Here is a 19,812-nt window from a genome sequence, read left to right on the forward strand (position 1 = left end):
GGCCTCGAGCGCGGAAGTCAGCGCTGACTGCGGCGGGCGACCCCGGCTCGCCGCAACGCGGAGCCGATCGCGAGGCCGACGGCCGTCCAGGCCACGGGTCCGACGATGAACAGCGCGACGTACACGATCTGACCCCATGGCGGGAAGCGCGTCACGTCGGCCGCGAACCAGATCGCGGCCGCGATGACGACGCCTACGATCACCGCCGAGAGGAAGAACCGCCACGGCTCCCAGCGCTTGTAGCGCGAGGTCGCGGCGATGAGCTCCTGCAGTCCGCCGATGAGGAGGGCGGTGCCGATGTAGCGCCCGATCCAGAGCGGCACGACCGCGCTCGCGACCAGCGCGGCGACCATGTGGGTGATCAGCGCGACCCAGGGTCGGCGCAGCAGCTCCTGCGCGACGACGCCGGGAAGCACATGCACGCCGAGCACAAGCCCGTAAAGGATCGGCGCGGCTGCCGAGACGAAGCCGCTGATCGCTCCCGCGCCCGCCTGCAGAACCCCGGTCGCGACGCCGATAGCGGCGCAGGTGAGCAGAACGCTCGTCGACATCCGGGTGCGGCCAGCCACCTGACCAGCGTACTGGGATGCGGCCTCGCGATTCTCACCGAGCTCTCATTCGTTGAGATCCCTCCGGCCGTTACCGTGGAGGTCGCTGCGCTCCAACGTTGTGGCGCAGCGACCTCCACGAGTCGCGAGCCTCGGCTCGAACACGACCTCGCAGGTTCGGCCCGGGCGCCTCTGCGCGTTGCGGATGACGGAGGCCGCGGCCGCAGCATCCGGTTCCCCGAAGACGTGTGCGGGGGAGGCGTTACAGGCGGCGCCGGCGCCGGGTGAGGCGGACGGCCGGCATGGGCGGGGCGGGGATGCGCTCGTCGCCGTGGTCGATGACGTGGCCGAAGCGGGCGGAGCCCGACTCCCAGGCCTCGCGGGCCGCGACGATCTCTTCGTGGGTGCGGCCGACGAAGTTCCACCACATGACGACGTCGTCCTCGAACGGCTCGCCGCCGAGGAGGAAGAGCGTCGCGCCCCCGGGGCTCGAGATCACGACGTCGTCGCGATGGGTGCCGAGGTAGAGGAGGTGCGCGGCGTCGACGACGACGTCGTGACCGGCATCCGCGGCGACCGCGGCCTCGCCGTAGACGGCGACGACCGCGTGCTCCCAGGCGGGGTCGAGCGGCACCGTCACGGTCGAACCCGCCGGAATCCGCAGCTCCGCGCCGACGATCGGCGTGTAGACGGTGGCCGGCGAGGCGACGCCGGCGAGCTCGCCGAGCACCACCGTGGCCGAGCCCGGCTCGCCCGCGGCCGGCCGGAGCTCCAGTTCGGGCAGCACCGCGTGCTGCTCGAACGCCGGCCCACCGTGGCGTCGCGACTCAGGCAGGGCGACCCAGAGCTGCAACGCGTCGAGGGGTGCGGCATCGTCTCCCACGGAGTACTCGGAGTGGGCGATGCCTGCGCCGCTCGTCATGAGGTTGAGGGCGCCACGACGCACCACGACATCACTGCCGACGGAGTCGCGGTGCCGCACGTCGCCGAGGTACGGCCAGGTCACCGTCTGCAGGCCGATGTGCGGGTGCGGCTCGACGCGCATACGCGTCTCCTGCGGTCCGAACCGGTCGAGGAAGCACCAGGCGCCCACGAGCGGCAGCTCGCGCTGCGGCAGCGCGCGGTGCACCGACATCGCGCGCACGCCGCCGAGCGGCACCGCGCGGGCCTCGAGGAGCAGCGTTCGCGGTCCTGCGCATTCGACCGCGGATTCGGTGGCGACGGCGTCGTCGGCGTCCAGTCGGGTCATGTCGCCGGCCCCGATCACTCCGGGTGCGGCTGGTCGGGCCACTCGATCGTGAGCCCGGGCACCTCGTGCGTGCGCAGGTACTTCGCCACCACGGGGCAGTGGGGCACGACCGTCTCGCCGCGGCGCGCGACATCCGCCATCGCCTCCGCGACGATCGCCTGGGCGATGCCCCGGCCCCGGAATGCCGGATCGACCTCCGTGTGCGGGAAGTGCAGGCGGCGCTTCGCGTCGATGCGGAACACGGTGAATCCCGCGAGCACCCCATCGACGTGCCCCTCGTAGCGGCGGTCCTCGTCGTTGCGGGTCACGATGGTCTGCGTTTGCGTCTCGGTCACGTCATTCCCTCCGTCGTCCTTCTCAACGTACGTGTGCGCGGCGTGATTCCGCCAGCGCGCGTGCAGGCGGACCCCTGGCGGGAAGGGGGCGGCGGGTCTATCGTCGGCGTCATCCGCGGCGTCCGTGCGGGGCGAGGAGCACGGCCATGCAGCCGCGGGTCGATTCGGGGGAGTCGATCCGGTCCAAGGATTCGAAGGGGAATCATGAAACGACGCATTCTCGCCGCGCTCGCGGCAGCGGCACTCGGACTCGGCCTGATCGGTGCCGGGGCGGCAAGCGCGACGGCCGCGCCGCCGGAGCCGGTGGCGAAATACGTGGCTCTCGGCGACTCCATCGCGGCGGGCCAGGGCGGAGGAGTCCCCCTCGACTCGTGCGCGCGCACGGACGGAGGCTATGCCGCCCAGCTCGACGATGTACCGAGGATCAATCTGCTCCGCAACGCCGCCTGCACCGGAGCCACGATCGAAGACACGTGGGCCCAGTTGTCTCAGGTGAATCGCGGCACCACCCTCGTGACGCTCACCGTCGGCGCGAACGACCTCGGTCTCGATGCGGTCTACGCGCAGTGCGCGACGGTTCCGAACGGCGGCGACCTCAATGCCTGCCTCGCGGCGGTGCAGGGAGTCATCCAAAGGGCCCCCGGCCTCATCGAGCCGCTCGCGATGCTGATCGGGGCGACCGCGCAGCGCGCGCCGAACGCCACCATCGTCGTCACGGGGTACCCGTACCTGCTCGAGCCGGTGAACATGGAGCGGTGTCTGGAGTTCCTGAGCATCGCGAACTGCCAGGCCCTCAGTTCCCTCGCCGTCGCCGTGAACACGGCGACGGCCACCCTCAACGGAGCCATCCAGGCAGCCGTGGCAGGAGCCCAGGGGAACGGTGCGAACGTGGTCTACGCCGACGTGGTCGGCGCGTTCGCCGGGCACGGCGTGCAGCTCGTGCCGGAGGCGCCGAGCGACCCGTGGTGGGGGCTCGACCCGGTGAACGACCCGGCCGGATTCCTGCACCCGACGTACGCCGGATACACCGCCTACGCGCAGGTCATCCTCTCGACGCTGTAGAACCGCCACGGCCGGCTCCGCCACGGCGGCGGCGCAGATGAGATGACGGATGCCGCGGGTCGCGGCATCCGTCATCGTCCGCCGTCGTGCCACGCGGGCGAAGGAGGGTGCCGCGCGCACCGGCGGCGGAAGAGCGGATGTCGCGACCTGGCAGACTCGGACGGTGACGCTTCTCGAGACCATCACGGCCGCAGCCGAGGCCTCGGGTGCGCCCGCGGAGGCGCCGGACGCCGATGCGCTGTACGACGCGTTCGTCGAGTGGGCGGGGGACCGGGGCTTCGCGCTGTACCCCGCGCAGGACGAGGCCGTCATCGAGATCGTGTCGGGCTCGCACGTGATCCTGTCGACGCCGACGGGCACGGGCAAGTCGCTGGTGGCGGTCGCGGCCCACGCGGCGTGCGTCGCGCGGGGTGGTCGCACCTACTACACCGCCCCGATCAAGGCGCTGGTGAGCGAGAAGTTCTTCGCGCTCGTCGACATCTTCGGTGCGGCGAACGTCGGCATGGTCACGGGCGACTCGTCGGTGAACCCGGATGCCCCGATCGTGTGCTGCACCGCCGAGATCCTCGCGAACCTGGCCCTGCGTCAAGGCCCCGACGCCGCGGTCGACCAGGTCGTGATGGACGAGTTCCACTACTACGGCGACCCCGACCGCGGGTGGGCCTGGCAGGTGCCCCTGCTGCTCCTGCCGCGCGCGCAGTTCGTGCTCATGTCGGCGACGCTCGGCGATGTCACCACCATCGCCGAGGACCTCGAGCGCCGCACCGGCCGCACCGTCTCGCGCATCACGGGCGTCGAGCGCCCGGTGCCGCTGCACTTCTCGTACGCGCGCACGCCCGTGCACGAGACCGTCGAGGAGCTGCTGCAGACCGGTGAGGCGCCGGTGTACATCGTGCACTTCTCGCAGGCCGCCGCGATGGAGCGGGCGCAGGCGCTGTCGTCGATCCGGATCGTGAGCCGCGAGCAGCGCGACGCGATCGCCGAGGCGATCGGCGGATTCCGCTTCACGACGGCGTTCGGCCGCACGCTGTCGCGCTACGTGCGTGCGGGCATCGGCGTGCACCACGCCGGCATGCTGCCGCGCTATCGCCGGCTGGTCGAGACGCTCGCCCAGCGGGGTCTGCTGCGCGTGATCTGCGGCACCGACACCCTGGGCGTCGGCATCAACGTGCCGATCCGCACCGTGCTCATCACGGCGCTGTCGAAGTTCGACGGCACGAAGATGCGGCAGCTCACGGCCCGTGAGTTCCACCAGGTCGCCGGTCGCGCCGGACGCGCGGGCTACGACACCTCGGGAACCGTCGTCGTGATGGCGCCCGAGTGGGAGATCGAGAACGAGGCCGCCCTGCGCAAGGCCGGCGACGACGCCGCCAAGCGCAAGAAGATCGTGCGCAAGAAGGCGCCGACGGGCGTCGTCAACTGGGGGATCGGGTCGTTCGAACGACTGGTCGAGGCCGAGCCCGAACCGCTCGTGCCGCAGCTGCAGCTCACCGCCGCGATGCTCATCAACGTGATCGCGCGCGGCGGCGACGTGTTCGAGAACGTGCGCAGCCTGGTGTTCGACAACCACGAGCCCCGCGCCCGGCGCTACGAGCTCGCGCGGCGCGCGATCGCGATCTTCCGGACGCTCCTCGCCGCCGACGTCGTCGAGATCGACCGGGCATCGGAGGGTACGGATGCCTCGGCCCGCAGCATCCGGAATCACATCCGTCTCACGGTCGACCTGCAGCCGAACTTCGCGCTCAATCAGCCGCTCTCGCCGTTCGCGCTCGCCGCGATCGAGCTGCTCGACCCGGATGACACGGCGGGCACCGCGGGGACGGGGCATTACGCGCTCGACGTCGTGAGCGTCATCGAGGCGACGCTCGACGACCCGCGGCCGATCCTGTCGCAGCAGGAGTTCAAGGCACGCGGCGAGGCGGTCGCGGCGATGAAGGCCGACGGCATCGAGTACGACGAGCGCATGGCGCTGCTCGAAGAGGTCACGTACCCGAAGCCGCTCGAGGAGCTGCTCGCGCAGTCCTACGAGGTGTTCGCGTCGAGCCAGCCGTGGGTGCGCGACTTCGAGCTGTCGCCGAAGTCGGTCGTGCGCGACATATTCGAGCGGGCGCTGTCGTTCTCGGAGCTGATCTCGCTCTACCAGCTCGCGCGCAGCGAGGGCCTGGTGCTGCGGTACCTCTCCGACGCGTACCGCGCGATCCGCCAGACGGTGCCCGCCGAGGCGCAGACCGACGACCTGCACGACCTCGTCGCGTGGCTCGGCGAGGTCGTGCGGCAGGTCGACTCGAGCCTCGTCGACGAGTGGGAGGCGCTGATCAACCCCGTCGACGACCCGTCGGCGCCGGTGGTTCCTCCCGCGCCGCCGTCGGTGCTGACGAACCGGCGCGCGTTCGGCGTGCTGGTGCGCAACGAGCTGTTCCGGCGCGTGCAGCTGGCCGCGCTGCAGCGCGACGAGGAGCTCGTCGAGCTCGACCCCGACGTGGACTGGCCGGCGGCGCTCGACGCCTACTTCGAGGACCACGACGAGATCCTCACGGGTGGCGCGGCCCGGTCGCCGCGACTCGTGACCGTGGACGAGACGGATGCCGCGTCCTCGGGGCTCTGGCGCGTCGAGCAGACGATCGACGACCCGGCGGGCGACCACGACTGGCGCATCCGGGGCGTTGTGGATCTCGAGGCTTCCGAGGAGGCCGGCACCGCGGTGGTGCGGGTGACCGAGGTCGTGCGGCTGTAGCCGTTCGTTCCGTTGCCGAGATCAGGAGATCTGGCGCAGGCAGGACGATCGGCGGCGAATCGTCCTGTGCTCGCCAGATCTCCTGATCTGGGAAAGGGCCTCGGGGCCTCGGCCGCCGCTCAGCCGAGTCCGAGTCCGCCGTCGGTCGACAGCACCTGGCCCACCACCCAGGCGCCGTCGGGCGTCGCGAGCCAGCCGATGAGCCGTGCGGGATCGGCGGGCTCGCCGTAGCGGCCGAAGGGCGTCGACCGCATCCACGCCTGGATCTCGTCGAGCGGCCGGTCGGTCGTCTCGGGGTCGAGATAGCCGGTGTTGACCGGACCCGGGTCGATCGTGTTGAGGATGATGCCGAGATCGAGCAGCTCGGCCGCCACGGTCTTCGTGACGCCTGCGAGCGCCGCCTTGCTCGCCGCGTAAGCGACCTCGCCGCGCATCGCGCCGTGGATCTGGCCCGACGTCATCCAGAACACGCGCCCAATCGGCTCGGCGAATTGAGCCGGCCGCTCGACGCGCTCGCCGGGGCGCGCCCCGGGGTCGAGAGCGCCCGCGTGCAGCGCCGCGAACTCCCGCGTCAGCAGCAGCGTCGAGCGCGCGTTCGTCTGCCAGTGCGCGTCGAGCCGATCGGCGGTCATATCGAGGATCGACCCGTCGTCGCCCGACTGCGCATGGTTGCACACCAGGATGTCGAGCCGCCCGGTCAACGCGCGCGCGGCCTCGATGACGCGGGGGACGGATGCTGCGTCCCGCAGGTCCGCGCTGACATCGCCGAGCCGCGCGCCCGGCGCGAGCTCCGCGCGCAGGGCTTCGCGCACGGCGTCGAGGTCGTCGCCGCCCCACGGCAGGCGGGTGTCGTGCGGGCGGTAGTGGTGGACGAAGACGTCGGCGCCGAGGCGCGCGAACTGGGTGGCGACGGCGAAGCCGATGCCGCGCCGGCGCGAGACGCCGGTGACGAGGGCGGTCTTGCCGGCGAGCGGCAGGGACGACGGGGAGGAGAACATGCGGTGCCTTTCGAGGACGCTGGGTTGCAGCATCTGTTTCACCGTCCGCGGAAATGAGGGCGGACGGGGTGGTGACGGAGACGGGTCACAGGCATTGCATGACGGCGACGCTACCGCATGCGGTGAGAGGAGGCATCCGGGATGATGGCGGCATGCCGACCTATGTGGCGTTCCTGCGGGCGATCAACCTCGGAGCGAACCGGAAGTTCCCGAAGGCCGACATCGTGCGGGTGGTCGAGGATCTCGGGTTCACCGACGTCGAGACGCACATCAACACCGGCAACGTGCGGTTCACGACGCCGATGCGCTCGCGGGCGAAGATCGAGAAGGCGCTCGAGGACGCGTTCGCCGCCGACCGCGGGTTCGACGTGCCGACGATGGTGTTCACGACCGCCGAGCTGAAGGCGATCGCGGCTGACGCGGCGGCCTTGAGCGCGGAGCACCCCGGGCTCGAACGCCACTACGTCTATCTGCTCAAGGACGAACTGCCGAAGGAGACCGTGGCGCGCATCACGGAGCTGGCGACGGATGCCGGGGGGATGGTCGTCAGCGGACGCGCGGCGCACGCCCTGCTCGGGCCGGGGTACCAGGCCGGCGACGTCGATCCGCTCGGCGCCGCGAAGCTGCTCGGCGTCGCGACCAACCGCAACCTCAACGTCATCGCGACCCTCGCCGACAAGTGGTGCTGACGAGGATGCCCGGGAGTCTCCTCCCCACGACCCGCGGAATTGGATTCGGCGCGGGTTGTGCACCGGGGCGGGCTCGCGGGGGAGCGCGTCGGATGCCGCGGCTACCCTGGGACGGGTGACAATCCCCCAGGGCGACCCGTACGCCGACCTCGCGTGGGAGCCCGCCTGGGCGCCGCCGGCCGATGAGTACAGCGCGCCCCCGCCTGACGACTCGTGGGCTCCGCCGGAGGACGGGTGGATGCCGCCACCCGATCCGCTGGCGGGCGGCTCGACGTCGATCGACCCGTTCGCGGGGGCAGGCCCGCGTCGCGACTTCACGGGCGCCGACGCGGCCACCGTGTTGCGCGAGGTGTACGGCTACGACGCGTTCCGCGGTGAGCAGGGCGCGATCGTCGACCATGTCATCGCCGGCGGCGACGCCGTCGTGCTGATGCCCACCGGCGGCGGCAAGAGCGTCTGCTACCAGGTTCCGGCGCTTGCACGCCCCGGCACGGGGCTCGTCGTGAGCCCGCTCATCGCCCTCATGCACGACCAGGTCGACGCACTCGTCGCCAACGGCGTGCGCGCCGCGTACCTCAACTCGACCCAGGCGCCACCCGAGCGCGCGGCCGTCGAGCGGGCGTACCTCGCGGGCGAGCTCGACCTTCTCTACGTCGCCCCCGAGCGGCTCAACACCGAGGCGACGCTGCGGTTCCTCGCGCGCGGACAGCTCAGCGTCATCGCGATCGACGAGGCGCACTGCGTGTCGCAGTGGGGCCACGACTTCCGGCCCGACTATCTCGCGCTGGGGGCCCTCGCCGAGCGTTTCCCCGGTGTGCCGCGCCTCGCGCTCACCGCGACGGCGACGCCGGCGACGCATCGAGAGATGACCGAGCGGCTGCAGCTGCCGCAAGCGCGCCACTTCGTGTCGAGCTTCGACCGGCCCAACATCCAGTACCGCATCGAGGCCAAGTCCGACCCGCGGCGCCAGCTCGTCGCGTTCATCCGCTCGCAGGGGTCCGGCGCGGCAGGCATCGTCTATGCGCTGAGCCGCAAGTCCGTGGAGCAGACGGCGGAGTTCCTGTCCGCCCAGGGCGTCGACGCCCTGCCGTATCACGCGGGCCTTCCCGCCGAGACGCGCGCCGCGAACCAGTCCCGGTTCCTCCGCGAGGACGGCGTCGTGATGGTCGCGACGATCGCCTTCGGCATGGGCATCGACAAGCCCGACGTGCGGTTCGTCGCGCACATCGACCTGCCGAAGTCGGTCGAGGGGTACTACCAGGAGACCGGCCGCGCGGGCCGCGACGGCGAGGCATCCGTCGCCTGGATGGCCTACGGCCTCGGCGATGTCGTGCAGCAGCGTCGCATGATCGACCAATCGCCCGGCGACCGCGCCTTCAAGACCCGGCTCGGCCAGCACCTCGACGCGATGCTGGGTCTCTGCGAGACGGTCGGATGCCGCCGCCAGAACCTGCTCGCCTACTTCGGCGAAGCGTCCGCCCCGTGCGGCAACTGTGACACCTGCCTCGAGGCGCCCGACACATGGGACGGACTCGTCCCCGCGCAGAAGCTCCTCTCGACGATCGTGCGCCTGCAGCGGGAGCGCGGCCAGGCGTTCGGCGCCGGCCACCTCGTCGACATCCTCCGCGGCGCCTCGACCGACCGCATCCGCCAGCAAGGACACGACCAGCTCTCGACCTACGGGCTCGGCGCCGACCTCAGCGACCAGGACTGGCGCAGTGTCATCCGCCAGCTGCTGGCCCGCGGCATCCTCGTCGCCCGCGGCGAGTACGGCACGCTCGCACTCGGCGAATCCGCCGGCGGCGTGCTGCGCGGCGAGACGCCGGTGCCGCTGCGCCGCGACGTGATGGGCCGCTCCGGCGGCGTCGCGCGCGTGCGCAAGAGCACCGCTCCCGAGACGCTCGACCCGGCCAATGCGGGCCTCTTCGAGGCGCTGCGCGCGTGGCGCGCCGGCGTCGCGAAGGAGCTCGGTGTGCCCGCCTACATCGTCTTCGGCGACGCCACGCTGCGTGCGCTCGCCGAGCGTCGCCCCGCGAGCCTCGCCGACCTCGACGGCGTCTCGGGCATCGGCGCCAAGAAGCGCGAGGCCTACGGCGAGGCCGTGCTCGCCGTGGTCGCCGCCGCCTGACCCGTCAGGACCGCGGCAGCACGTCGTCGAGGTGCGCGGTCAGCTGGGCCGCGACATCCACCGAGGACCGGTCGTAGAGCCACTGGTACTGCAGGCCGTCCCACAGGGCGGTGAGCCACAGCGCCTCGAACTCCGGATCTCGGTGGGAAGGGAGATCGCCGTCCTCCTGGGCGGCGCGGAACAGCGCAGCGAAATGGTCCACCACGCCGCGGAAGCGCTCCTCGAAGTACGGGTGCGCGGGGTGGTCGGCGGGCACCGCCTCGCACGACAGCACGGCGTACACCTCGATCAGGCCGGGGGCCGTGGCTGCGTTGACCGTCGCGCCGCGCGGCAGGCCCCGCAGCTCGTCGGCCGCGCGGTCGGCGGGCACATAGTCCGCGCGCGACTCGATCAGCTGGTCGCGGTGGCTCAGCACCGCGCTCAGCAGCTCCTCCTTCGAGCCGAAGTAGTGCAGCAGCGTCGACTTCGAGACGCCGACGCGTTCGGCGATGTCGCGCAGGCTGGTGTCGCCGTACCCGTCCTCGGCGAAAAGCGCCGTGGCTCCATCGACGATGAGCGCGCGGCGCTCGCGGCCCACGCGGTAGCCGGGGGGCGCAGCATCCGTGCCGGTGAAGGAGGGCATCGGCGGCACCGGCGCTGCCGTCGACGCCGGTGGGGGATCGCCGGGGTCGCGCCAGCCGACGGGCTGCGCAAGCGACTCCTCGTAGGTCTCGAGGATCTCGGCGATGTCGACACGCTCAGGAAGGTACTGCGCGAGCAGCTGCAGCCCGTCCCAGGCGGCGGCGATGCGCACAGCCTCGCCGGCGGGGTCGCGGTCGGCGGCGACGATGTCCTGCGTGATCGCCTCGTCGATGGCGTCGATCGACAGCGCCCTCAGGCGTGCGTACCGGTCGCGCATGATCTCGTGCGCGGGATGGCGGGGAGTGGATGCCTCGCCCGTGAGCGCCGCGAAGAGCTCGAGGTAGCCGGGCACGGTCGCGTTGCGGCGGGCGAGCTCGCTGTACGCGAGAGTGCCGGGGTCTTCCGCGGCCATGCGCTCGAGCATCTCGGTCTCGTTGTCGCGCTCGAACAGGTCGACGACGGCGGCGAGCACCGCGTCTTTCGTGGCGAAATGCCGGAGCAGACCGGGGTGGCTGATGCCGGCCGCGGCCGCGATGTCGCGAAGCGACGTGGCGCGGTAGCCGCGGGTGACGAAGGCGTCGTGCGCGGCCGCGACGATCGCGGTGCGGGTCTGCTCGGCGCGGGCGGTGCGCACGGCTCCGGGTACGGTGATCGCCGCCACGTCGTCACCGCCTCCCTGCGCTCGTCGTGCGCCCATCCTATCCTCACCGATTACCATGCGGTCGAATTTCAGTTACCAAACGGTCTGGTTTCAGGTACGCTCGTGCCTGACGCGCGTCGGAGCCGACACGCGTCGCTCCCGAGAAAGGACTCCGATGACAGAGATGTCGCCCGCCGCAACGGCTGCGGCCGCCGGTACGACCGGCTTCAAGGCCCCGGGCACGACGCCCGGGAAGACTCCCCGCGGCTACACCCCCGGCCTCGCCGCGGTGAACTTCGGCGTCTACCTGGCGCTCTTGACGCCGGTCATGGTGTCGATGGCCTTCAAGATCCAGCACATCTCGCCGACGACAGAGCAGGCGACCGCGAACCTCGGCCTCGTCCTCGGCGTGGGTGCCTTCTTCGCGCTCATCGCCAACCCGCTCGCCGGCCGTCTCTCCGACCGCACGACGTCCCGCTTCGGCATGCGTCGTCCCTGGGTGCTCGGCGGCACGCTCGTCGGCCTCGGCGGCTTCGCCCTCATCGGCATCGCGGACTCGGTCTGGGTCGTCCTCGTCGCGTGGTGCATCGTGCAGGCGGCGATGAACGCCGTGCTCGCCGCGGCCAACGCGACCCTGCCCGATCAGGTGCCGCTGGCCAGCCGCGGCAAGGTGTCGGGCGTCATCGGCATCACCACGCCGCTCGGCATCCTCGGCGGCTCGTTCCTCGTGACGTTCCTCTCCGACGACTTCGCTCGGTTCGTGGTGCCCGCGGCGATCGCGACGGTGCTCACGGTCCTGTTCGTTCTCGTCCTCAAGGACCGTCGCCTCGACGAGAAGCCCGCGCAGAAGTTCACGATCGGCCAGTTCTTCGGTTCGTTCGTCTTCAACCCGGTCAAGCATCCCGATTTCGGCTGGACGTGGCTGACGAAGTTCCTGGTGATGTTCGGCTACGCCGGCATCGCCACCTTCCTGCCCTTCTACCTCACCGAGAAGTTCCAGCTGGACGAGCAGACCGCGATCCAGACGATCCTGCTCGCCAACGTCGCGTCGATGGCCGCGATGATGATCTCGTCGCCGATCGGCGGCATCCTCTCCGACAAGATCGGCAAGCGTCGCCCGTTCGTCGCGATCGCCGGCATCGTCATGGTGGGCGGCCTCGTCCTGCTCGCGTTCGCCCCCGACGTGACCACGCTCATCGTGGCGCAGGCGATCATCGGCTTCGGCGCGGGCTCGTTCTTCTCCGTCGACCTGGCGCTGGCGACCGAGGTGCTGCCCAACCCCGAAGACACCGCCAAGGACCTCGGCGTGCTCAACATCGCCAACGCCCTGCCGCAGTCGATCGCCCCCGCGATCGCCCCGGGCATCATCGCGTTCGGCGCCACGACGGCCCTCGGCGGCTACACCGTGTACTACCTCTTCGGCGCGCTCGTGGCCCTCGCCGGCGCCGTGCTCGTCTACCGCATCAAGGGAGTGAAGTGATGACCGACATTCTGACGACGGATGCTGCGACCCCCGCCGCGCCCGAAAGCCGACCCTGGCTCGACGCGAGCCTGCCCGTCGACGAGCGTGTCGGGCTGCTCCTCGCCGAGATGACGGTGGAGGAGAAGGCCGGTCTCTTCTTCCAGACGATGATCGTGATGGGTGAGGGCGGCGAGCTCTCCGAGGGCGACTCCGCCTTCGGCATCCCGTCCAACCGCGAGTACGTGGTCGGCCGCCACATGAACCACTTCAACCTGCTCGGCGTCGCACCCCGGGCCAGCCACATCGCGGCCTGGCACAACAAGCTGCAGGAGCTCGCAGCGTCCACTCGCCTGGGCATCCCGGTGTCGATCTCGACCGATCCGCGCCACTCGTTCAGCGACAACCCGGGCGCCGCGATGTTCGCCGGCCCGTTCTCGCAGTGGCCCGAGCCCCTCGGCCTCGCGGCGACGCGTGACGCCGAGCTGGTCCAGCACTTCGGCGACATCGCGCGCCAGGAGTACACGGCCGTCGGCATCCGCGTGGCCCTCCACCCGCAGGTCGACCTCGCGACCGAGTCGCGCTGGGCGCGCCAGCTGCAGACGTTCGGCGAGGACGCCGACCTCGCGGGCGAGCTGGGTGCTGCGTACGTGCGCGGCTTCCAGGGCGAGGCCTTCGGCCCCGGCTCGGTGAGCACGATGACCAAGCACTTCCCGGGCGGCGGCCCGCAGAAGGACGGCGAGGACCCGCACTTCGACTACGGCCGCGAGCAGGTCTACCCGGGCGGCCAGTTCGAGCTGCACCTCAAGCCTTTCGCGGAGATCTTCGCCGCGGGCGGACGCCAGATCATGCCGTACTACGGCATGCCCGTCGGCACCGAGTACGAGGAGGTCGGCTTCGGCTTCAACAAGGGCGTGCTCACGGGCCTGCTGCGCGAGCGCTTCGGCTTCGACGGGATCGTCTGCACGGACTGGGGCCTCGTCACCGATCAGCCGATCATGGGCACGGACTTCGCCGCCCGCGCGTGGGGCGTCGAGCACCTGACCCCCGCCGAGCGCATGGTGAAGATCCTCGACGCCGGCGCCGACCAGTTCGGCGGCGAGCACGACCCGTCGCTGCTCGTCGGCCTCGTCCGCGACGGCCGCGTCAGCGAGGAGCGCCTCGACGTCTCGGCCCGCCGCCTGCTGCGCGAGAAGTTCGAGCTCGGCCTGTTCGAGAACCCGTTCGTCGACGTCGAGGCTGCCGACGCGATCGTCGGCTCGGCCGAGTTCCGCGCCGCGGGCGAGGCCGCGCAGCGCGCCTCGATCGCGGTGCTGTCGAATGACGGCGCCCTGCCGCTGCGCCGCCGCGCGAAGCTCTACGTCGAGGGCATCGCGCCTGAAGCGGCCGCGCAGTTCGGCGAGGTCGTCGACACGCCGGAAGAGGCGGATGCGGCGATCCTCCGCCTCCAGGCACCGTACGAGCAGCGCGGGTCGATGTTCGAGAACTTCTTCCACGCGGGCTCTCTCGACTTCCCCGAGGAGGTCGTCGCCCACGTGCGCGAGGTGTCGGCGGCGGTGCCGACGGTGGTGGACGTGTTCCTCGATCGTCCCGCGATCCTCGGCCCGATCGTCGAGGCCGCGGCTGCGGTCACGGCGAACTGGGGCGCGAACGCCGAGGCGCTCCTCGACGTGCTGACCGGCGGATCTCCGGCGACCGGCAAGCTGCCGTTCGACGTGCCGAGCTCGATGGCCGCGGTCGAGGCCTCGCGCCCCGACGTGCCCTTCGACACCGCCGACCCGCTGTTCCGCTTCGGTCACGGTCTCTCGCTCTGACCCGCGAGGACGACGGATGCTGCGCCGCGACCTCGCGGCGCAGCATCCGTCGTCCGTCCCTACACCGCGGAGCCCGGCACGACGACGACGGGCACCGGTGCGTTGCGGAGGATCTTCGATGCGCTGGAGCCGAGGAACACCTGGGCGAGGCGGTGCGTCGACGACGACCCGACGACCATGATGTCGCCCTCGGTCCAGCCGACCGACGACACCGCGGTGCCCCAGTCGCCGGCGGCGGCGATGCCGTACTCGAGCTCGTCGTCCGAGAATCCGAGTGTCTTCAGGTGCGCCGCCGCCTCGCGTTGCGCGGCGGCGGCCTGCACGGCCCATAGCTCGATCACCTGGGTCTGCGCGTGGCTGATGTCGGTGGTGACGGGGCGGCGCGACGGGTTCACGAGGAACGTGACCAGGCGCATCCGCGCCGACGCGATCCGGCTGAACTCCGACACGCGGTTCAGCAGCGACCAGCTGGCGTCGTCGTCCCGGAAGCCGACGGTCACCCGCGTGACCGGGCTCGTCGTGCGGTAGCTGCGCGGGGCGATGGCCACCGGCAGGGGCGAGGAATGGACGAGCCGGTCGGTCTTGGAGGTGAGGCGGACCCGCCCGGGCTCGGCCTCTTCGGCCGACCCCACCACGATCATCCGCGCGTCTCGCGCCACGGCCTGCTCGATCAGCGCCGCCGGCGCCGATCTGCCCGCGACCCACACCGCCTCGGCGGAGATGCCGGGGTGATGGGCGAAGTCCGACAGGGCGAGCTCCGCGCTCAGCCGACCCTCGCTCGCGGCCCACTCCTCGTACTCGCGGTCGACGCCGCCGGCGAGCGGGGTGCCCCACCCCTGCGGGACGACCGACACCGCGACGATCGGCTCGGGGTGGGACCGGGCGAACTGGACGGCGAGCTCGATCGCGCTGCGATCGTCATTGCGCGGTCCGTAGCCCACCAGGTACGTCACGTCTCCTCCTCGGGATGGATCGGCTCCGCGATCTGCTCCGGCGAGGTGTAGTCGTTGAGGGTCGCGTGCCGGCGGCCATAGAACCAGTAGTAGAGCAGCACGATCGCGATCCAGGAGCCGAAGATCACCCACGTGACGGCGGCGAGCCCTGACAGGATGTAGACGCACGCGGCGATCGTGAGGATCGGCACCACCGGGTAGAGCGGCACGCGGAAGGGCCGCTCGAGGTCGGGCTTCGTGCGCCGCAGCACCATGACCGCGAGCGCGACGACGCTGAACGCCACCAGCGTGCCGATCGAGACGGTGTCCCACAGGTAGTCCGACGGCACGAAGCCGGCGATGACCGCGACGATCGCCGAGACGACGATCGTGTTGTAGATCGGCGTCATCGTCTTGGCGTTGACCTTGAGGAACCTGCGCGGCACGAGCCCGTCGCGCGAGATGGAGAACAGGATGCGGGTCTGGCCGTACAGCGTCACCAGCGTCACCGAGAAGATGGAGACGACCGCCCCGGCCGCGAGGATCGTGCCCCAGATCGGGTTGCCCGTGATGTTCTCGAGGATCTGCGCGAGGCCGGCCTGGCCGGCCTCCTCGGTCGAGAAGAACTCGACCGGTTCGGCGGCCAGCCCCGCGATCGCGACCAGGATGTAGACCGTCGAGACGATGATGAGGGCGCCGATGATCGCGCGGGGGAGCGCCTTCTGCGGGTTGCGCACCTCCTCTCCGGCCGTCGCGACGGCGTCGAGGCCGATGAACGAGAAGAAGATCGTCGCTGCGGCGGCGCTGATGCCGGCCGCGCCGAACGCGAAGAAGTCCTCGAAGTGGTCGGCGTTGAACGCGGTGAAGCCGAGGACGATGAATAGCGCCAGCACGCCCAGCTTGATGAGCACCATGATCGTGTTGACCGTGGCCGACTCGGCGACGCCGCGGATGAGGAGCAGACAGCACAGGCCGACGAGCACCACGGCGGGCAGGTTGATGATGCCACCGGTCGCCGCGCCGTCCGATCCCGGGATGAACGACACCGACAGGGCATCCGGCAGCCGGAAACCAAGGGTGTTCTCGAGCAGCTCGTTGAAGTAGCCGCTCCACCCGACCGCGACCGCCGAGACGGCGACGCCGTACTCGAGCAGCACGCAGCCGGCGATGATCACCGCCCAGATCTCGCCCAGCGCGTGGTACGTGTACGAGTACGTCGAGCCGCTCACCGGGATCGCCGAGGCGAGCTCCGCGTAGCAGAGCGCCGAGAGCCCGGCGCAGATCGCGGCGACGATGAACGAGATGATCACGGCCGGCCCCGCCTCGGGGATCGACTCGCTCAGGACGAAGAAGATCCCGGTGCCGACGGTCGCGCCGACGCCGAACATCATGAGCTGGAAGGTCCCGATGTTCCGGGCGAGCTCCTCGCCCTTGTGGTGCTTCAGCTGGATGACGATGGGCTTGCGTCGAAAGAGCTGCTCGCCGAGTGCGGCCATGTCGGACTCCCCACGGGGTGGCCCGGGCCACGGCACCCGGGGTGCCCCCAGTCTGGTGCGAGAGGCGCAGCCGGTACAGGCCCCCGCTGCGACGCATAGGCTGACGGAGGCGGGCGACGAGGCCCGCGACAGGGGAGAACGGCGTGGCCACGAGCAACATCGAGATCGCACAGCAGGCCGAACTCTGGCCGATCACGCGGATCGCCGAGGGCCTCGGCATCCCGGACGAGGAGCTCGAGCCGTACGGCCGGTACAAGGCGAAGGTGTCGCTGCGGCACCTGCGCACGCTCCGCGACAGGCCGCGCGGCCGGCTCGTGCTCATGACGGCGGTCTCGCCGACCCCGGCCGGCGAGGGCAAGACGACCACCACCGTCGGCCTCGGCGACGCGCTGACCCGCCTCGGCGAGAAGGCGATGATCTGCCTGCGCGAGCCGGCGCTGGGGCCGGTGTTCGGCATGAAGGGCGGCGCCGCAGGCGGCGGCTACGCGCAGGTCGTGCCCATGGAGGACATCAACCTCCACTTCACCGGCGACTTCTCGGCGATCGCGATCGCGACGAACCTGCTCGCGGCGCTCATCGACAACCACGTGCACCACGGCAACGCCCTCGGCATCGACATGCGGCGCGTGACCTGGCGTCGCGTGCTCGACGTGAACGACCGCGCGCTGCGCGACGCGGTGATCGGCCTCGGCGGCCCGTCGAACGGCTACCCCCGCGAGGACGGCTTCGACATCGTGGTGGCGAGCGAGGTCATGGCGATCTTCTGCCTCGCGACCGACCTCGCCGACCTCAAGGAGCGCCTGGGCGAGATCGTCGTCGCCTACCGGCGTGACCGCACACCGATCCGGGCCCGCGATCTCGAGGCGCACGGCGCGATGGCCGCGATCCTGCGCGACGCGCTCGCCCCGAACCTCGTGCAGACCCTCGAGCACACGCCGGCGTTCGTGCACGGCGGCCCGTTCGCGAACATCGCGCACGGCTGCAACTCGTACCTCGCGACCGACTCCGCGCTGCGCCTGGCCGACTACGTCGTGACCGAGGCCGGCTTCGGCGCCGACCTCGGCGCCGAGAAATTCGTCGACATCCTCTGCCGTACCACCGGCCTCCGCCCTGACGTCGCGGTGGTGGTCGCGACCGTGCGGGCGATGAAGTACCACGGCGGGGCCGACGTCGCCGACCTTCCGCACGAGAACGTCGCGGCGCTCCATCGCGGCACGTCCAACCTCATCCGGCACCTCACGACCCTGCGCGAGACCTGGGGGATCCCGACGGTCGTCGCGATCAACCATCGTGCGGAGGACACGGATGCCGAGACCGCGGCGCTCGTCGCGGCCGCGGAGTCCGTCGGGGTCACGGCCGTGGTCGCGAAGCACTTCGCCGAGGGCGGCGCCGGGGCGGAGGAGCTGGCACGCGAGGTTGTGCGGATCTGCGACGGGCGCGCGGCGGAGCAGGGGGACGCAGCATCCGCTCTGCACTTCACCTACCCCGATGACGCGACGCTGTGGCGCAAGATGAGCGCGATCGCGACGCGCATCTACGGGGCGTCCGAGATCACCGCGTCGACCGCCGTCCGTGCGCAGATCAAGCGTCTGCAGGACGAGGGCTACGGCGGGTACCCGGTGTGTGTCGCGAAGACGCAGTACTCGTTCTCGACCGACCCGAAGCTGCGCGGCGCGCCGACCGGGCACGTCGTCGACGTCCGCGAGGTGCGTCTCGCCGCCGGAGCGCGGTTCGTCGTGATGATCTGCGGCGACATCATGACGATGCCGGGGCTGCCGGCTGTGCCCGCGGCCAACAGCATCGACGTGGACGACGAGGGGCGCATCGTCGGGCTGTTCTGAGGACGGGGCGTTCGGGGATCAGAGCGGCGGGAACGTGCGCACGCGCTCGACGCGGAGCGTGTGGGGGAGCGCCGCGAGGTCGCGCGTGCCGTCGGTGCGCGGCAGCTCGTAGAGGTCGAGCATGAGCTGGACGGGGTAGTCGATCGTCTGGTGCACGGTCTTGACCCAGCGATGGTCGATGAAGAACCGCACCGCGTCGGGCGTCCATTCGACGGCGTAGTCGTGCATCTCGGTGAGATCGCCCTCGACCCGGATCTTCTCGAAGTCGTCGCGCAGGCGCGGGTCGTGCTGGCGCTTGACGCCGACGCCGACCCAGCCGCCTTCGTCGTCCAGCTCGCTGCCGAAGATCTCGGCGATGCAGATCTCGCCGCTGTCGTCGGGAGTGCCTTCGAACCCGATCGGCCAGAACGCGACCATGGCGTCGGGGTGGCGCACGGCCGCCATCCGCACCTCGATCACGCCGAACCGCGGGAGGTGAAGCAGTCGCTCCGGCTGCTCTTCGCGCACCACGAGGCCCTCGCGGAAGCGGTGCTGTCCGATCTCGCTGCCCCGGTCACCGGAGAACTGGCCGGTCTGCAGGTGCGAGACACGGTTGTCGCCGTCGAACTCAGGCGACCACGGCGCGGTGTCGGCGTCGATGAACAGCTCGAGCGCGTCGGGCGCGACCGAGTACTTGGCGGCGGTGCGCTCGCGCGACGACCAGTGCGGCAGGTAATGCGGCCACCACACCGTCTCGTCGAGCACGCCTTCGCCGAACCGCTCGTCGAGGTCGGGCTCGCGGCCGTCGAGGTCGAGCGGCGACGTGTCGAGGGCCGCGGCGTCGTCGGTCATGTCGACCATGGGGTCTGCGGTCACCGGTCGGTGACGAGGATGGTGTTCCCGTCGGGGTCGGTGGCGGTGAAGAACAGGCAGCGGTCGGGGTCGCCCTGCACCTCGCCCGGATGGGCTCCGAGCCTGGCCAGCAGCTCGTGCACCGGCTCGAGGTCGTCGACGCGGAAGTTGCACGTCGCCCACGGCAGGCCGGGGACGACATGGATGCCGCTCTTCGGTCCCATGAGCGTCACCTGGCCATGCGACCCGGACAGCACGCTCGAGAAGTCCGACTCTTCGGCGACGCCGAGACCGAAGACATCCGCGTACCAGTGCGCACTCGCGCGCGGATCGTGCACGGGGATGAACGCGGTCGTGATCGCCGTCGGAGGGGCCATGCCCTGAGCCTAGGCCTCGCCGCGGACGTTCGCGCGGTGCTGCCGGAACCGCCCCCGC

The 19,812-nt window shown here is 71.1% G+C and carries 16 protein-coding genes; 7 read left to right on the forward strand and 9 right to left on the reverse strand.

All coding sequences use genetic code 11. The annotated features are described in order from the left end of the window. Positions 1-17: 17 nt before the first annotated feature. The 3 genes from ACEYYH_RS01525 to ACEYYH_RS01535 all read right to left on the reverse strand — a co-directional run bounded on the left by ACEYYH_RS01525 (position 18) and on the right by ACEYYH_RS01535 (position 2,132). Positions 18-569, reverse strand: coding sequence for an ECF transporter S component (locus tag ACEYYH_RS01525; protein ID WP_374976539.1), 552 nt, complete (start codon positions 567-569; stop codon positions 18-20). A gap of 241 nt (positions 570-810) precedes the next feature. Then, positions 811-1,797, reverse strand: coding sequence for a pirin family protein (locus ACEYYH_RS01530; RefSeq protein ID WP_374976540.1), 987 nt, complete (start codon positions 1,795-1,797; stop codon positions 811-813). A gap of 14 nt (positions 1,798-1,811) precedes the next feature. Then, positions 1,812-2,132, reverse strand: a complete 321-nt coding sequence (locus ACEYYH_RS01535) for a GNAT family N-acetyltransferase (protein WP_374976541.1) — start codon at positions 2,130-2,132, stop codon at positions 1,812-1,814. A gap of 204 nt (positions 2,133-2,336) precedes the next feature. Here ACEYYH_RS01535 and ACEYYH_RS01540 point away from each other — a divergent pair, with 204 nt between their 5' ends. Together ACEYYH_RS01540 and ACEYYH_RS01545 are read left to right on the forward strand one after the other, a co-directional pair. Continuing rightward, positions 2,337-3,194: an SGNH/GDSL hydrolase family protein gene (locus tag ACEYYH_RS01540; RefSeq protein WP_374976542.1), complete on the forward strand. Its 858-nt coding sequence runs from the start codon at positions 2,337-2,339 to the stop codon at positions 3,192-3,194. A 163-nt stretch (positions 3,195-3,357) separates the two neighbouring features. After that, positions 3,358-5,928: a DEAD/DEAH box helicase gene (locus ACEYYH_RS01545; RefSeq protein ID WP_374978289.1), complete on the forward strand. Its 2,571-nt coding sequence runs from the start codon at positions 3,358-3,360 to the stop codon at positions 5,926-5,928. 119 nt (positions 5,929-6,047) lie between these two features. Here ACEYYH_RS01545 and ACEYYH_RS01550 read toward each other — a convergent pair whose 3' ends face one another. Beyond that, positions 6,048-6,926 (reverse strand): SDR family oxidoreductase, encoded by an 879-nt coding sequence (locus ACEYYH_RS01550; RefSeq protein ID WP_374976543.1) that lies wholly within the window; start codon positions 6,924-6,926, stop codon positions 6,048-6,050. A 152-nt stretch (positions 6,927-7,078) separates the two neighbouring features. Here ACEYYH_RS01550 and ACEYYH_RS01555 point away from each other — a divergent pair, with 152 nt between their 5' ends. Then, positions 7,079-7,615 carry a DUF1697 domain-containing protein gene (locus ACEYYH_RS01555; RefSeq protein ID WP_374976544.1) on the forward strand — a complete coding sequence of 179 codons (537 nt, stop codon included), beginning with the start codon at positions 7,079-7,081 and terminating at the stop codon, positions 7,613-7,615. Positions 7,616-7,730: 115 nt separating this feature from the next. Beyond that, the gene (gene recQ / locus ACEYYH_RS01560) at positions 7,731-9,743 is read left to right on the forward strand and encodes a DNA helicase RecQ (RefSeq protein ID WP_374976545.1); all 2,013 of its coding nucleotides are present in this window, start codon (positions 7,731-7,733) and stop codon (positions 9,741-9,743) included. A gap of 4 nt (positions 9,744-9,747) precedes the next feature. Here recQ and ACEYYH_RS01565 read toward each other — a convergent pair whose 3' ends face one another. Beyond that, positions 9,748-11,061 (reverse strand): TetR/AcrR family transcriptional regulator, encoded by a 1,314-nt coding sequence (locus tag ACEYYH_RS01565; RefSeq protein ID WP_374976546.1) that lies wholly within the window; start codon positions 11,059-11,061, stop codon positions 9,748-9,750. A 118-nt stretch (positions 11,062-11,179) separates the two neighbouring features. On the opposite strand from ACEYYH_RS01565, the gene ACEYYH_RS01570 reads away from it, so the two are divergent. Together ACEYYH_RS01570 and ACEYYH_RS01575 are read left to right on the forward strand one after the other, a co-directional pair. Next, positions 11,180-12,484: an MFS transporter gene (locus ACEYYH_RS01570; protein ID WP_374976547.1), complete on the forward strand. Its 1,305-nt coding sequence runs from the start codon at positions 11,180-11,182 to the stop codon at positions 12,482-12,484. Continuing rightward, entirely contained in the window at positions 12,484-14,277 is a 1,794-nt protein-coding gene (locus ACEYYH_RS01575) for a glycoside hydrolase family 3 protein (RefSeq protein ID WP_374976548.1), read from the forward strand. Before ACEYYH_RS01570 ends, ACEYYH_RS01575 begins: the two co-directional genes overlap by 1 nt. Positions 14,278-14,336: 59 nt before the next feature. Here ACEYYH_RS01575 and ACEYYH_RS01580 read toward each other — a convergent pair whose 3' ends face one another. Further along, the gene (locus ACEYYH_RS01580; protein ID WP_374976549.1) at positions 14,337-15,230 is read right to left on the reverse strand and encodes a universal stress protein; all 894 of its coding nucleotides are present in this window, start codon (positions 15,228-15,230) and stop codon (positions 14,337-14,339) included. Then, positions 15,227-16,705, reverse strand: a complete 1,479-nt coding sequence (locus tag ACEYYH_RS01585; RefSeq protein WP_374976550.1) for an APC family permease — start codon at positions 16,703-16,705, stop codon at positions 15,227-15,229. Before ACEYYH_RS01585 ends, ACEYYH_RS01580 begins: the two co-directional genes overlap by 4 nt. A gap of 143 nt (positions 16,706-16,848) precedes the next feature. On the opposite strand from ACEYYH_RS01585, the gene ACEYYH_RS01590 reads away from it, so the two are divergent. Further along, positions 16,849-18,546 carry a formate--tetrahydrofolate ligase gene (locus tag ACEYYH_RS01590; RefSeq protein WP_374976551.1) on the forward strand — a complete coding sequence of 566 codons (1,698 nt, stop codon included), beginning with the start codon at positions 16,849-16,851 and terminating at the stop codon, positions 18,544-18,546. An 18-nt stretch (positions 18,547-18,564) separates the two neighbouring features. Here the strand turns inward: ACEYYH_RS01590 and ACEYYH_RS01595 are convergent, their stop codons facing one another. Both ACEYYH_RS01595 and ACEYYH_RS01600 read right to left on the reverse strand, forming a co-directional pair. Continuing rightward, the gene (locus ACEYYH_RS01595; RefSeq protein ID WP_374976552.1) at positions 18,565-19,401 is read right to left on the reverse strand and encodes a glycoside hydrolase family 16 protein; all 837 of its coding nucleotides are present in this window, start codon (positions 19,399-19,401) and stop codon (positions 18,565-18,567) included. Next, positions 19,398-19,754, reverse strand: coding sequence for a VOC family protein (locus tag ACEYYH_RS01600; RefSeq protein ID WP_374976553.1), 357 nt, complete (start codon positions 19,752-19,754; stop codon positions 19,398-19,400). The genes ACEYYH_RS01595 and ACEYYH_RS01600 overlap by 4 nt, the downstream gene beginning before the upstream one ends. Positions 19,755-19,812: the final 58 nt, after the last annotated feature.

The sequence above is a fragment of the Microbacterium trichothecenolyticum genome (assembly GCF_041938625.1).
GTDB classification, from domain to species: Bacteria; Actinomycetota; Actinomycetes; order Actinomycetales; family Microbacteriaceae; genus Microbacterium; species Microbacterium trichothecenolyticum_D.

Bases quoted from the DNA above. Each gene is read 5' to 3' on its own strand.
- ACEYYH_RS01530 (WP_374976540.1), bottom strand. From the start codon at position 1,797: ATGACCCGACTGGACGCCGACGACGCCGTCGCCACCGAATCCGCGGTC.
- ACEYYH_RS01540 (WP_374976542.1), top strand. From the start codon at position 2,337: ATGAAACGACGCATTCTCGCCGCGCTCGCGGCAGCGGCACTCGGACTC.
- ACEYYH_RS01550 (WP_374976543.1), bottom strand. From the start codon at position 6,926: ATGTTCTCCTCCCCGTCGTCCCTGCCGCTCGCCGGCAAGACCGCCCTC.
- ACEYYH_RS01555 (WP_374976544.1), top strand. From the start codon at position 7,079: ATGCCGACCTATGTGGCGTTCCTGCGGGCGATCAACCTCGGAGCGAAC.
- ACEYYH_RS01565 (WP_374976546.1), bottom strand. From the start codon at position 11,061: ATGGGCGCACGACGAGCGCAGGGAGGCGGTGACGACGTGGCGGCGATC.
- ACEYYH_RS01570 (WP_374976547.1), top strand. From the start codon at position 11,180: ATGACAGAGATGTCGCCCGCCGCAACGGCTGCGGCCGCCGGTACGACC.
- ACEYYH_RS01575 (WP_374976548.1), top strand. From the start codon at position 12,484: ATGACCGACATTCTGACGACGGATGCTGCGACCCCCGCCGCGCCCGAA.
- ACEYYH_RS01585 (WP_374976550.1), bottom strand. From the start codon at position 16,705: ATGGCCGCACTCGGCGAGCAGCTCTTTCGACGCAAGCCCATCGTCATC.
- ACEYYH_RS01600 (WP_374976553.1), bottom strand. From the start codon at position 19,754: ATGGCCCCTCCGACGGCGATCACGACCGCGTTCATCCCCGTGCACGAT.